The organism is Pseudomonas sp. 2835 (assembly GCF_050435905.1).
Lineage (GTDB): Bacteria > Pseudomonadota > Gammaproteobacteria > Pseudomonadales > Pseudomonadaceae > Aquipseudomonas.
Map to the genome: position 1 here is coordinate 153,588 of NZ_JBNDLE010000001.1, position 13,152 is coordinate 166,739.

General features: G+C 63.9%; 9 protein-coding genes and 2 pseudogenes. 6 read left to right on the forward strand and 5 right to left on the reverse strand.

The window, feature by feature from the left end:
* Positions 1-62 precede the first annotated feature (62 nt).
* Complete coding sequence (locus tag ABIE20_RS00575) at positions 63-956, reverse strand: LysR substrate-binding domain-containing protein (RefSeq protein WP_429501866.1); 894 nt, start codon at positions 954-956, stop codon at positions 63-65.
* Positions 957-1,054: 98 nt separating this feature from the next.
* Here ABIE20_RS00575 and ABIE20_RS00580 point away from each other — a divergent pair, with 98 nt between their 5' ends.
* From ABIE20_RS00580 to yiaY, 3 genes are all read left to right on the forward strand, one after another.
* A complete protein-coding gene (locus ABIE20_RS00580) occupies positions 1,055-1,483 on the forward strand; it encodes a PACE efflux transporter (RefSeq protein ID WP_429501868.1) in 429 nt (142 codons plus the stop codon).
* A 179-nt stretch (positions 1,484-1,662) separates the two neighbouring features.
* Entirely contained in the window at positions 1,663-3,225 is a 1,563-nt protein-coding gene (gene ilvA, locus ABIE20_RS00585; protein ID WP_429501870.1) for a threonine ammonia-lyase, biosynthetic, read from the forward strand.
* 71 nt (positions 3,226-3,296) lie between these two features.
* Positions 3,297-4,445 (forward strand): L-threonine dehydrogenase, encoded by a 1,149-nt coding sequence (yiaY, locus tag ABIE20_RS00590; RefSeq protein WP_429501872.1) that lies wholly within the window; start codon positions 3,297-3,299, stop codon positions 4,443-4,445.
* A 62-nt stretch (positions 4,446-4,507) separates the two neighbouring features.
* On the opposite strand, the gene ABIE20_RS00595 is transcribed toward yiaY, so the two are convergent.
* Together ABIE20_RS00595 and ABIE20_RS00600 are read right to left on the reverse strand one after the other, a co-directional pair.
* A complete protein-coding gene (locus ABIE20_RS00595) occupies positions 4,508-5,860 on the reverse strand; it encodes a GntP family permease (RefSeq protein ID WP_429501874.1) in 1,353 nt (450 codons plus the stop codon).
* Between the two features lie 99 nt (positions 5,861-5,959).
* Positions 5,960-6,499, reverse strand: a complete 540-nt coding sequence (locus ABIE20_RS00600; RefSeq protein ID WP_429501876.1) for a gluconokinase — start codon at positions 6,497-6,499, stop codon at positions 5,960-5,962.
* A gap of 206 nt (positions 6,500-6,705) precedes the next feature.
* On the opposite strand from ABIE20_RS00600, the gene ABIE20_RS00605 reads away from it, so the two are divergent.
* From ABIE20_RS00605 to ABIE20_RS00615, 3 genes and pseudogenes are all read left to right on the forward strand, one after another.
* On the forward strand, positions 6,706-7,725 hold the full coding sequence (locus tag ABIE20_RS00605) for a LacI family DNA-binding transcriptional regulator (RefSeq protein WP_429501878.1): 1,020 nt from the start codon (positions 6,706-6,708) through the stop codon (positions 7,723-7,725).
* A 198-nt stretch (positions 7,726-7,923) separates the two neighbouring features.
* Positions 7,924-8,607, forward strand: a pseudogene (locus ABIE20_RS00610) (PAS domain-containing protein); the annotation flags it as partial.
* A gap of 105 nt (positions 8,608-8,712) precedes the next feature.
* Positions 8,713-9,144 (forward strand): annotated as a pseudogene (locus ABIE20_RS00615) (methyl-accepting chemotaxis protein); the annotation flags it as partial.
* Here ABIE20_RS00615 and ABIE20_RS00620 read toward each other — a convergent pair.
* Positions 9,119-12,430: a transporter substrate-binding domain-containing protein gene (locus ABIE20_RS00620; protein ID WP_429501880.1), complete on the reverse strand. Its 3,312-nt coding sequence runs from the start codon at positions 12,428-12,430 to the stop codon at positions 9,119-9,121. The pseudogene ABIE20_RS00615 and the gene ABIE20_RS00620 sit on opposite strands and share 26 nt — an antisense overlap.
* A 7-nt stretch (positions 12,431-12,437) precedes the next feature.
* On the reverse strand, positions 12,438-13,052 hold the full coding sequence (locus ABIE20_RS00625) for a response regulator (protein WP_429501882.1): 615 nt from the start codon (positions 13,050-13,052) through the stop codon (positions 12,438-12,440).
* Positions 13,053-13,152 lie beyond the last annotated feature (100 nt).

A 13,152-nucleotide genomic window follows, 5' to 3' on the forward strand; every position in this document is an offset into this window, starting at 1 on the left:
ATAGGGGTTGCAAGCCGAGGGGCGCAGCAGGGTAATCAATTTGTGCGCGAGTTTGAACGGATTTAATTCGGTGCGGAGCAAATAGCGCTGCCCAGCCAATCCAGAAACGCCCGCAGCGCAGGCTCGCGCTCGCGCCCCGGCAACCACACGGCGCTGTACTGCGCGGCCGGCAAGCGTACTTCAGGGCGCCACGGCTGCAGCAAACCCTGGCGCACGCTGTCGGCCACCAGCACGTTGCTGGCCAGCACCAGCCCATAGCCGGCAGCGGCCGCCTGCAGGGCATGGTGCTCATCGTCATAGTGATGAAAACGCGCCCGCTGCAGCCAGTCTTCACACCCGGCCAGGGCGCACCAGCGGGCCCAGTCGATGACCACGCCACTGACCGAAGCCCACGGCACCTCGATCAACGACAGGGGCAGATTGGCAGGTGGCGGCTGCCAACCGGGCGGGGTGTATACCGAGAAATGCTCGGCCAGCAGCGGCAACCGCTGCAACGCCGGGTCAGGATTGAATTCGGCGCGCAGAGCCAGGTCGAAACGGTGCTCGCGCTGCAGGTCGACCACCTCGCTGCCGGTCAGCACCCGCACTTGAATATCAGCGTGGCGGCGATGGAAATCACCCAGCCGCGGGATCAGCCACGCGCTGGCAAAGGCCGCAGTAGTGGTCAAGGCCAGTTGCTGGCGATCGCACGGCGGTTGCAATGCATCAACGCTGCGCTGCAGGTTGGCCAGGCCCTGATGCACCTGCAGGTACAGACGCTCGCCGGCTTCGCTGAGCCTGACACCTTGGCTGCTGCGCTCGAACAGCAGCAGGCCCAGTTGCGACTCCAGGCGCTTGATCTGGTGCGAAACGGCCGCAGGCGTGACTGCCAGTTCGTCGCTGGCAGCCTTGAAGCCGCCCAGCCGGGCCGCAGATTCGAAGGTGCGCAGGGCAGTCAGGGGCAGTTTGCCGAACACGGTGCTCACGCCAATTGAGGGAGGCTCAATTTAGCTCAATTGAACCGCCGCCTCAACGCCGCTAGGGTAGGGTTTCATTGACGTTCAGGGAGCTCGACATGCAAGGCAAGGCACGCAAGATCGTCCAGGCCATTCTCTACGAAACCATCGCCGTGCTGTGCGTGGCGCCGGTGCTGTCCTGGGCCTTTGATGCCGGCATGGCCCACTCCACCGTGCTGTCGTTGATCCTGTCGGCGGTGGCCCTGGCCTGGAACATGTTCTACAACTGGGCGTTCGAGCACTGGGAAGCCCGCCAGGCCCAGCGCCAGCGTACCCTGTGGCGGCGTTTTCTCCACGCCCTGGGCTTTGAAGGCGGGCTGGTGCTGATCCTCTTACCGGTGGTCGCCGGCTGGCTGAGCATCAGCCTGTGGCAGGCGCTGCTGACTAACCTTGCGCTGTTTGCGTTTTTCTTTGTCTATGCCTTCGTGTTCCAGTGGGCCTTCGACCGGGTTTTCGATGTGCCCGATTCTGCCCGCGAACCTGCTTGACTTTGCCTGGGCGGCTGCGCTAGTTTCGCTGGCATGAACACATTCCTGCAGTCGCCTCAGCACAGCATTATTACCGCCATTATCGTTTTGGCGGGCTAGCTGGCACTTGCACCGAACCCGCCCTGGAGGCGGGTTCTTTCTCTCTCTCCTGGGCACTTTAAAAAAACCAGGAGTCACCGATGACCAGCCTTGCCGTTAGCCCCCGCACACCGACCGCGCCGTCGAACCTGCTGTCCGACTACGTGCGGCGCATTCTTGCAGCGCCGGTGTACGACCTGGCGATCGAAACGCCCCTGCAAGCGGCGCCGGCGCTGTCACGCAGCCTCGGCAACCAGGTGCTGCTCAAACGTGAAGACCTGCAACCCACCTTCTCCTTCAAGATCCGCGGTGCCTATACCCGCCTCAGCCGCCTGAGCCCGGCACAGCGCCAGCGCGGGGTGATCACCGCGTCCGCTGGCAACCACGCCCAGGGCGTGGCGTTGGCCGCCCGTGAGCTGGGCATGCGCGCCACCATCGTCATGCCGACCACCACCCCGGAACTCAAGGTTGAAGGCGTGCGTTCGCGCGGCGGCCAGGTGGTGCTGCATGGCGAAAGCTTTCCCCACGCCCTGGCCCATGCGTTGAAACTGGCCGACAGCGAGGGCGCGACCTTCGTGCCGCCGTTCGACGACCCCGACGTGATCGCCGGCCAAGGCACGGTGGCCATGGAGATCCTGCGCCAGCAACCCGGTGAGCTGGATGCGATCTTCGTCCCGGTCGGTGGCGGCGGGCTGATCGCCGGCATCGCCGCCTATGTCAAATACCTGCGCCCCGAGGTCAAGGTCATCGGCGTCGAACCGCAGGATTCGAATTGCCTGCAAGCGGCCATGGCCGCCGGCGAGCGGGTGATACTGGCTCAGGTCGGCAGCTTTGCCGAAGGCGTGGCGGTGGCGCAGATCGGCGCCCATTGCTTCGAGCTGTGCCGCCACTATGTCGATGAGGTCATCACCGTCAGCAGCGACGAACTGTGCGCGGCCATCAAGGACATCTACGACGACACCCGCTCGATCACTGAACCGTCCGGTGCTTTGGCTGTAGCCGGGATCAAGAAGTACGTAGCCCGCGAAGGCGTGCAGGGCCAGACCCTGGTGGCGATCGACTCCGGTGCCAACGTCAACTTCGACCGCCTGCGCCATGTTGCCGAGCGCGCTGAGCTGGGCGAGCAGCGCGAAGCGATCATCGCCGTGACCATCCCCGAGCAGCCGGGCAGTTTCCGCGCTTTTTGCCAGGCTCTGGGCAAGCGTCAGATCACCGAGTTCAATTACCGCTACTACCCCGGCAAGGAGGCGCGGCTGTTCGTTGGCGTGCAGACCCACCCCCAGACCGACCCGCGCGACCAGTTGCTGGCCAGCCTGCGCGAGCAGGGCTACAGCGTACTCGATCTGACCGACAACGAACTGGCCAAGGCCCATGTGCGCCACACCGTGGGCGGGCATGCCGGGCCGGGCGCGGACGAACGCGTGCTGCGCTTTGAATTCCCCGAGCGTCCGGGGGCCTTGCTGGGCTTTCTCGAGCGCCTGGGCAAGCGCTGGAACATCAGCCTGTTCCACTACCGCAACCACGGCGCTGCCGAGGCGCGGGTGTTTGCTGCCCTGGAAGTGCCGCAGGACGAGCAGCCAGGCCTGCCTGCGGCGCTGGACGCCATGGGCTACCGCTACTGGGACGAAAGCGACAACCCGGCCTACCGGCTGTTCCTCGGCTGACTCAGATCAACACGGGGCAGGGCAGACAGGCGGATCCTCAAGGCAAAGGAACATTGCATGAGGATCTCGCCATGAGCAGCACGTTTTTCATCCCTGCCGTCAATATCATGGGCATCGATTGCCTCGAAGAGGCGATGGCTGCCATTGCCGGATATGGCTTGCGCAAGGCCCTGATCGTCACCGACGCGGGCCTGGCCAAGGCCGGGATCGCCGAGCGGATTGCCGAAATGCTGGCGATGCGCGACATCGACTCGGCGATCTTCGATGGCGCCAAGCCCAACCCGAGCATCGCCAACGTCGAACAGGGCCTGGCGCTGTTGCAGCGCGAGCGCTGCGACTGCGTGATCTCCCTGGGCGGCGGCTCGCCCCATGACTGCGCCAAGGGCATTGCCCTGTGCGCCACCAACGGTGGGCACATCCGTGATTATGAAGGGGTGGACCAGTCGGCCAAGCCCCAGTTGCCGTTGATTGCCATCAACACCACCGCCGGCACCGCCAGCGAAATGACCCGCTTCTGCATCATCACCGACGAAGCGCGCCACGTGAAAATGGCCATCGTCGACCGCAACGTCACGCCACTGCTGTCGGTCAACGACCCGGCGCTGATGGTCGGCATGCCCAAGGGCCTGACCGCGGCCACCGGCATGGACGCCCTGACCCACGCCATCGAAGCCTACGTTTCCACTGCCGCCACGCCGATCACCGACGCCTGCGCGATCAAGGCCATCGAGCTGATCAGCGACAACCTGCGCCAGGCCGTGGCCGAGGGCAGCGACCTCAAGGCCCGGGAGAACATGGCCTACGCCCAGTTCCTCGCCGGCATGGCCTTCAACAACGCCTCCCTGGGGTACGTGCATGCCATGGCCCACCAGTTGGGCGGTTTCTATGACTTGCCCCATGGCGTGTGCAACGCGGTGCTGCTGCCCCATGTGCAGCGCTTCAACGCCAGCGTCAGCGCCGCGCGCCTGCGCGATGTGGCCAAGGCCATGGGCGTGGATGTCAGCGCCATGAGCGCTGAGCAGGGCAGCGATGCCGCCCTGGCGGCCATCGAGCAGCTGTCGCGGGCCATTGATATTCCGCCGGGGCTGGCGGTGCTGGGGGCCAAGGAGGCCGATATTCCGACCTTGGCCAGCAATGCCCTGAAGGATGCCTGCGGCCTGACCAACCCGCGGGTGGCCAGTCAGGCAGAGATCGAGGCGATCTTTAAAGCAGCCTTTTAACAGCATCGCGGGGCAAGCCCGCTCCTACAGTGTAGGAGCGGGCTTGCCCCGCGATGAGGCCGTCAAACCACCAACGACAACAGCATGATAAAGATGATGCCGACCACCGAGAGGATGGTCTCCATCATGCTCCAGGTCTTGAAGGTCTCAGCCACGGTCATGTTGAAGTACTGCTTCACCAGCCAGAAGCCGGCATCGTTGACGTGCGACAGAATCAACGAGCCGGCGCCGGTCGCCAGTACCAGCAGCTCACGGTTGACCCCCGGCATCATGCCGATCACCGGCGCGACGATGCCGGCACCGGTGATGGTCGCCACCGTCGCGGAACCAGTGGCGATACGAATCACCGCCGCCACCAGCCAGGCCAGCATGATCGGCGAAATCTCGGCCTGCACGGCCATCTGCCCGATCACGTTACCCACCCCGGTATCCACCAGCATCTGCTTGAAGCCACCACCGGCACCGACGATCAGGATGATCGCCGCCGTCGGCGCCAGGCTTTGGTCGAGCAGTTTCATGATGTGCTGGCGAGAGAACCCGCGCGCCGCGCCAAAGGTGTAGAACGCCAGTAGCAAGGCGGCGAGCAGGGCGGTGATCGGGTGGCCGATCAGGTCCATCCATTGGCGTACGATGTGCTCGGCCGGCAGCACCACGTCGGCGAAGGTTTTCAGCAGCATCAGGAACACCGGCAGCAACACGGTGATCAGGGTGATGCTGAAACTGGGCAGGTTCTGCTGGTCGGATTCGCGGGTGATCTGCTCCATCAGCTCCTTGTTCGGGTTACCCGGGATGTACTTGGAGATGAAGTTGCCGTACAGCGGGCCGGCAATGATCGCCGTCGGCAGGGCGACGATCAGCCCGTAGAAAATGGTCTTGCCGATGTCGGCATTGAAGATGCCGATTGCCAGCAGCGGCCCCGGGTGCGGCGGCACCAGGCCGTGGACCACCGACAAGCCGGCCAGCAGCGGAATGCCGATCTTGATCAGCGACACCCCGGAGCGCCGGGCGACGATGAACACCAACGGAATCAGCAGGACGAAGCCAATTTCAAAGAACAGCGGAATGCCGACCAGGAAGGCGGCGAACATCATTGCCCAATGCACCTTCTGTTTGCCGAAGGCGCGTATCAGCGTCTGGGCGATCTGGTCGGCGCCGCCGGAGTCGGCCATCAGCTTGCCGAGCATGGTGCCCAGGGCCAGGACGATGCCGACGAAACCGAGCACGCCACCAAAACCGTCCTGGAACGATTTCATTACCTTGGCCACCGGCATGCCCGAGGTCAGGCCGAGAAAACCGGCCGCCAGGGTCAGGGCGACAAAAGGGTGGACCTTGAAGTGGGTGATCAGCAGCACCAGGCCGATGATGGTGACCACCGCATCGAGCAGCAGGTAGGTATCAGTTGCCAAACCAAACATGGTTCAGTGCCTCGTATTGTCATTTTTGTGGGCGGAACTATTACAGCGTTTACGGGTCGAGACAGCGCTATCTTGGGTGAGCCGAAAAAACAGCCAGGGTCAGGCCGTTCGCGCCAGCAGCGGTTCACCGCAGGGCTTTAGCCACTGGTCTACCTCGATGGCCAGCTTGTCTACCGCCAGGGTGGCGTCCAGCGCCAGGGTCAATGGCTCGCTGTTGGGCCGTTCGAGAGCAGCGAACTGGCTGTCGATCAGGCTGGCGGGCATGAAGTGGCCGGGGCGGGCGAGCACGCGGCGGCTGGCTTCTTCAGGGGAGAGATCGAGAAACACGAAGCCCAGGTCCGGCACGGCATGGCGCAGGGCATCGCGGTAGCGCTTCTTCAGCGCGGAGCAGGTGAGGATGGGGCGCTCGCCGGCTTTCAGGCAGGCTTGCAGTTCCTCGCCCAGGCGAATCAGCCAACCGGCACGGTCGTCGTCGTCCAGGGGGATGCCGGCACTCATTTTCTTGATGTTGGCAGCGGGGTGGAAGTCGTCGCCTTCGATCAGGCGACCGCCGCTCAGGCCTGCAATGGCAGCACCGACGTAGCTCTTGCCACAGCCAGCGACGCCCATGACCACAATCGCGGAGAGGGGTGGGTTCATCGGTACCTCCTGCAGGGCAAGATAGCGCTATCTTGAAGCGAGACGGCTAACGTCTCGAGCGCTTCCCACCCAGATGTTATTGATCTTGTAAAAGCAGTCTGGATGCTCATTCCTGGCCTCATGCAGTTTTGCATTGCCTGTGGTCTGAGACAGCGCTACCTTAGTGCCCGTTCCCCATTCTTTGCAAGTCGAAAATAAAACCCGTCATGACCCGCATCGGCTCTCGTACTACCGGTCGTCCCACCCTGGCTGAAGTGGCCAGGCTCTCCGGGGTTTCCCCGATTACCGCTTCGCGGGCACTGCGCGGGGTCAGCACGGTTGCCCCGCAGCTGGTGGAAAAAGTCCAGGTCGCCGCCGCCAGCCTCGGCTATGTGGCCAACCCGGCTGCACGGGCGTTGGCGTCCAAGCAAAGCCAGTCGATCGTGGTGCTGATCCCGTCGCTGTCCAACCACCTGTTCATCGACACCCTCGAAGCCATCCACGAGGTCATGCGCCCCCGTGGGCTTGAGGTGCTGATCGGCAACTATCACTACGATATTGCCGAAGAAGAGAACCTTATCCGCAACTACCTGGCCTACCAGCCGCGCGGTATCCTGCTCACCGGCTTTGATCGCAGCGACGCCGCCAAGCAGCTGCTCGCCGCCAGTGGCGTGCCGTGCGTGCACATGATGGAGCTGGGCGGTGAAGCCCAGGCCATGTCGGTGGGCTTCTCCCAGCAGGAAGCGGGCAGGGCGGCGGCGCGGCATCTGCTCGAGCGCGGCTGCAAGCGCCCGGGCTTTATTGCCGCGCAACTCGACCCACGGGTGATGCAGCGCGCCGAGGGTTTTCGCCAGGCCCTGGCTGAAGTCGGCCTGAATGCCCACGCTCGCGAGCTGCTGGCACCGCAGCCGTCGTCGATCGGCTTGGGCGGGGAGCTGTTTGCGCAGTTGCTGCAGCGTCATGCCGACGTCGATGGCATCTTCTTCTGCAACGACGACCTGGCCCAGGGGGCGATACTCGAAGCCTTGCGCCAGGGCATCAAGGTGCCGCAGCAGGTGGCCATGGTCGGCTTCAACGACCTGCCGGCCTCGGCGCACATGGTCCCGCGCCTGACCTCGATCCGCACTCCGCGTGCAGCCATTGGCCGCTGCGCTGCGCAGGCGCTGCTGGGCCTGCTCGATGGCAAACGTGGGCAGTTGCAGTGCCAGGACCTGGGCTTTGAGCTGATGGTTCGCGAAAGCAGCTGAAACCGCCAGTCGGCGGGCGCTGCAAGGTGATATCAGAGTGCTTGCACGGTGCCAATCGCCATCTATGCTCAGCAAATCCCGAGCATGGAGTGTTGCAAAATGTTTGATTTGCATCGTAAGTCCGATCTGGCTGAAATCGAGCGTTGCACCCAGGCCCTGGGCCAGATGACCGCCAAGCTGGCCGCCATCAGTCGCTCGATGGCGATGATCGAATTCAGCCCCGACGGGGTCATCCTCGACGCCAACGAACACTTCTGCAAGGCCATGGGCTACGGCGTCGAAGAGATTCGCGGCAAGCACCACCGCCTGTTCTGCGAGGAAGCCTTCAGCAAGAGCGAGGAATACCGCCAGCTATGGCGTGACCTGAGTCGGGGCGAGCCGCGCAGCGGCACCTTTGCCCGGGTCGACAAGCAGGGCCGCGAAGTCTGGCTCGAGGCCAGCTACATGCCGGTGCTCGGCGCCCAGCAACAGGTCACCAGCGTGATCAAGGTCGCCTCCGACATCACCCAGCGGGTGCAGCACGAGCACGAGACCGAAAGCCTGATCAACGCGATCAGCCGCTCCATGGCGATGATCGCGTTCACCCCGGATGGCAAGGTCATTGAAGCCAACCAGAACTTCCTCAACACCATGCACTACCGCCTCGACGAGGTGGTGGGCAAGCACCACAGCCTGTTCTGCCACAAGAGCGAAAGCGAGTCGGCGGCGTACAAGGCCTTCTGGGCCTCGCTCAACCGCGGCGAGTACCATTCCCACCGTTTTGAACGGGTCAACAAACTCGGGCAGATGGTCTACCTGGAAGCCTCCTATAACCCGATCTTCGACACCCGCGGGCGCCTGTACAAGGTGGTCAAGTTCGCCAGTGATATTACCCGGCAAGTCAGCACCCAGCAGACCGCTGCCGAATCGGCCCATGCCACCTCGGTGCAGAACGACGCCTGCGCGCGCAAGGGCTCGCAGGTGGTGCAGCAGACCGTGCAGGTGATCGAGGAAATATCCCAGGACCTCAACGCCGCCGCACGCAGCATCGATGCGGTGAGCAAGCAGTCGGAGCTGATCGGGCAGATCGTCCAGACCATCCGCAGCATCGCCGACCAGACCAACCTGCTGGCGCTCAACGCTGCCATCGAGGCGGCCCGCGCCGGCGAGCACGGGCGCGGCTTTGCCGTGGTTGCCGATGAGGTGCGCAACCTGGCGGCGCGCACCAGCAAGGCCACCCTTGAGATCGTCGAAGTGGTGCGTCAGAACCACGACCTGTCGCTGACCGCCGTGGCCAGCATGCAGTCAAGCCTCAGTCGCACGGGCCTGGGCGTGGAACTGGCCAACGAGGCCGGCGAAGTGATCCTTGAGATCCAGCAGGGGTCGCAGCATGTGGTCGATGCGATCAGCCAGATCAACTCGACCTTGCAGTTGCACTGACCCGCTGGGTGAGCTGGCTGTCGAGGGTCTGCAAGCTCAGCTCCAGGGCGCGGACCAGAGCCTGCAACTGTTCGACATCGGCATCGCCGACACAGGCTTGCTCAAGCGCTTCGCAGCGTTGCACTACGCCACGGGCCTTGAGCATCTTGGCGCCACCCTTGATGCGGTGAGCCAGGGTGCGCAAGGCCTCGCGCGCAGGTGTCGGCCCGAGGGCGCGCAGGGCCTTGAGGTCGTCGCTGTTGCTCTGGGCCAGTTCGCGCAACAGGCGTTCGACCAGGTGCGGGTCGCCCAGGGTCAGGTACCTGAGGTTGTCGACCTCGAAGCCGCTGGCGTGTTCGTCAAGGCTATCGCTGCTCGGTACCGGTGCAACCGGGCTGTCGAAACCTGCCAGGTGGCGGCGCAGTTCGTTGAGGCCGATCGGCTTGAACAGGCAATCATTCATGCCGCTTTCCAGGCAGCGTTCGCGCTCTTCGATCTGGGCGTTGGCGGTCAGGCCGAGGATCAGGCAGGGCTGGCGTTGCTGTTGTTGTTCCTCGTTGCGCAGCCGGCGCGTCAATTGATGGCCGTCCATGCCAGGCATGTGGCAGTCGGTGATGACCACCTCGAACGTCCCTTGCAGCCACAGCGCCAGCGCCGCCTGGCCATCGCCGGCCTGGCTGACCTGGTGGCCGAGGACAGTCAGTTGGCGTTCTAGCAGCATCAGGTTGGCGGGGTAGTCATCCACCACCAGGATGTTCAGCGCGGCAGTGGCCGGCGCAGGCTCGACTGCCGGCAGGGGGGCGTGGGGTACCGCCGCCAGCGGCAATTGCAACTCGATGTCGACCCGGGTGCCGTGGCCCGGTCTGCTGCTCAGGCTCAAGCGGCCGCCCATCAGCTCGCACAAGGTGCGGCTGATCACCAGGCCCAGGCCGGTGCCCTGGCGCGCCGGTTGCTCGCCCACCTGGGCGAAGTGATGGAACAAGCGCGCCTGGTCTTGTGCACTGATGCCGATGCCGGTGTCTTCCACGCTCAGCAGTACCCGGCGTAACTGCCCGGGCTGTTGCGGGCCATAGCGCAGAGTGACGTTTACCTGGCCCTGTTCGGTGAACTTGAGGGCATTGCCCAAGAGGTTCGACAGCACTTGCTTGACCCGCAGCGGGTCGACCATGACGCCTTCGCCGAGGGCCTGCAGGTCGGTCCTCAAAGCCAGGCCCTTGAGCCGTGCATTGCCCTCGAACACGCGCACGGTGGCGGCGACCAGGGTACTCAGGTCGGTGGCTTCGGCATTCAGTTGCATGTGGCCCGACTCGATGCGGGCGATGTCGAGGATGTCACCGATCAGCGCCAGCAGGCCGTTGGCCGAATCGAACGCTACTTGCAACGAGGCGCGGTCGGCGCGGCCCTGTTCGGCGTCCTTGACCGCAAGCTCGAGCAAGCCGATCACCGCGTTCATCGGCGTGCGGATCTCATGGCTCATGGTCGCCAGAAAGGTGCTTTTGGCGCGGCTGGCATCGTCGGCCTGGTCCTTGGCCAGGCGCAGTTCTTCGAGCAGGCGCTTGCTGAAGCCCAATTCATGTTGCAGCGCTTGCTGGGCTTCGCTGCGCTGGCGGATCAGGCTGCGCAGGTAGCGGTTCCAGAACACCACGGCGGCGATCAGCAGGCTGGCGACGATGAGGATCTGCAGGATCAGCGAGCGGTAGTTGTACCAGGGGCTGTCGCTGATCAGCGCGTTGGTGCGCCAGCGGTTGGTCAGTTGCGCCAGCTCGTCCGGCTCGATGCTCAGCAGCGCCTTGTCGAGAATTCCATGCAGCTCGGGCGCCGAGCGTGAGGTAGAGAAGGCACCGATCACCGGTTGATCGCCGAACAGCGAAGCGATGCGCAGGCGATCCTTGAACAGCCGGCTGATAAAGTAGGCGGCGTTGATCTGCGAACTGATGGCGGCATCGGCCTGGCCCTGGGCGACATGCTCCATCAGTGAGAGGGGGTTATCGACCTCGATCAGGCGGACCCCGGGAAAGTTCGCCTGCAACAGCGGCTTCAACGGATAGTCGCGGATGATCGCCAGGCGTTTGCCCTGCAGTTGCTCAATGCTGTTCACGGCGTCGGGCTCGGCACGGGTGACCAGCACCCGCGGGCTGAGCATGTAAGGCCGGGTGAAGCTCAAGCTGGCTTCACGTTGCTTGCTCGGGACCAGGGTGCTGGCAATATCGGCGCTGCCCTGGTCGAGCAAGGCGATGGTCGCAGCGCCAGGGTCGGCTTTGACGAACTCGAACTTCAGGCCCGTGCGCAAGCTGATCTGCTCCAGTACGTCGGCGCTGATGCCGCGAGGTTGCTGCTGGTCGTCGTAAAAGGTCAGCGGCGCGTAGTACTTGTTGAAGACGACCCTGGCCACCGGGTGCTGCTCTATCCACGCCTGCTCCTGGCGGGTCAGCGGCAGGGCGCCGCGATTGAGCAGCATGCTGGTGCTGCCACTGCTCCAGCGGCGCAGGATGTTCAGACGCTCGGTTTCACTGGTGACGGCCAGCGACTGGTTGAGCAAGCGCAGCAATCGGTCGTTGCCACGGGCCAGGGCAAAGGCGAAGGTCTCGCGCTCGTGTTTGACGAAGTGGGAGATCTGCACGTTTTCCTGAAAGCTCTTGCCGATCAGGTAGTCGCTGCTGATGGCATCGCCAAGAAAGGCGTCGGCCTGGCCCAGCGATACCGCCGACAAGCCGGCCATGGTCGAGGAATACAACTGCAGGTGGGCCTTGGGAAACAGGTGCTGGACTTCTTCATCCGGCAGGTAGTGATCGACCATGGCCAGACGTAGCCCGTCCAGTTCGTCATCGACGGCGCGGGTCTTGCCCTGGGGCGTGACGATGACTGGCAGGTCGTCGGCATAGGGTTGGCTGAGCACCAGTTGCGCATCGGCAGCCTCAAAGCCATTGGAGCTGCCGAGCAGGTCGATGGCCCCGGCGTGCAGGGCGGCGATCGCCTGTTGACGGCTGTTGTAGCGACGCACTTCAACGGGGATGCCCAGCAGTTCGCTGATCAGCCCGGCATAGTCGGCGGTCAGGCCCTCGTACTCGCTCTGGCTGACATTGATATCGAAGGGCGGGTAGTCCGGGCTCGAGGTTCCCAGGCGCAGCACGGCTTTTTCCTTCAGCCAGCGCCTGTCAACCGCCGACAGAGCGACGCCTTCGCCACCCACCACTGAGCGGGCCAGCAGGGTGCGCGGCTCGCCGGGCTCATCGGCCAGGCTGCTGTCGAGCAGCAACACCGGCAAACAGCCCAGCACCAGGGCCAGCAGAGCGGGGCGAATGTTCATGGCCAGCTCAGATCACCTGGTTGCGAGTGGCCAGACCCATAAGGTCGACGAAAGATCCTACCTGGAGTTTCTCCATGATCCGGCTTTTGTAGGTGCTGATGGTCTTTGGACTCAGCAGCATGCGTTCGCCGATATCATTGTTTGAAAGCCCCGCCGCGAGCATGCGCAGCACTTCCATTTCGCGGTGCGACAGGCTGGCCAGGCGTTCCTCTTCGCTGCCCAGCGGGCCGCGGTTGGCCGACATGTCAGGGAAGGTCGAGTAGCCCTTGACCATGGCTTTCAAGGCGAAGATCAGTGCTTCCAGGTCTTCGTCCTTGTGGACGAAGGCGGAACTGCCGGCATCCAGGCAGCGCCGGGCGAACAAGGCGGCCGGCTGACCGGTCAGAACCATGATTTTAGGGGTGTTTTCCAGCAGGTGCAGGCGCTTGATCACGCTCAGGCCATCAAGGCCGGGCAGGCCGATATCGAGGATCACTACGTCCGGGCGCAGCTCACGGGCCATCTGCACGGCGGCCACGCCGTCGCCGGTTTCACCGGCTATTTCGTAGCGTTCACGTTCGAGCAGCATACGCACCGCAAGACGAATCGTGGGGTGATCATCGACGATCAGTACCGAAGGCATTGGCGCAACTCCTTGACGAAGAGGGTAAGCCGTTTCCTGAATCATTCAGGAAGACGAGTCGGGCCGGAGCCGGCGAGCCGCCAACGATACGTCGAATCAG

Excerpts from the sequence above, each read along its gene's own strand:
- ABIE20_RS00580 (WP_429501868.1), top strand. The coding sequence starts at position 1,055 with ATGCAAGGCAAGGCACGCAAGATCGTCCAGGCCATTCTCTACGAAACC.
- ABIE20_RS00600 (WP_429501876.1), bottom strand. The coding sequence starts at position 6,499 with ATGAACCCACCCCTCTCCGCGATTGTGGTCATGGGCGTCGCTGGCTGT.
- yiaY (WP_429501872.1), top strand. The coding sequence starts at position 3,297 with ATGAGCAGCACGTTTTTCATCCCTGCCGTCAATATCATGGGCATCGAT.
- ABIE20_RS00605 (WP_429501878.1), top strand. The coding sequence starts at position 6,706 with ATGACCCGCATCGGCTCTCGTACTACCGGTCGTCCCACCCTGGCTGAA.
- ABIE20_RS00625 (WP_429501882.1), bottom strand. The coding sequence starts at position 13,052 with ATGCCTTCGGTACTGATCGTCGATGATCACCCCACGATTCGTCTTGCG.
- ABIE20_RS00620 (WP_429501880.1), bottom strand. The coding sequence starts at position 12,430 with ATGAACATTCGCCCCGCTCTGCTGGCCCTGGTGCTGGGCTGTTTGCCG.
- ABIE20_RS00595 (WP_429501874.1), bottom strand. The coding sequence starts at position 5,860 with ATGTTTGGTTTGGCAACTGATACCTACCTGCTGCTCGATGCGGTGGTC.
- ilvA (WP_429501870.1), top strand. The coding sequence starts at position 1,663 with ATGACCAGCCTTGCCGTTAGCCCCCGCACACCGACCGCGCCGTCGAAC.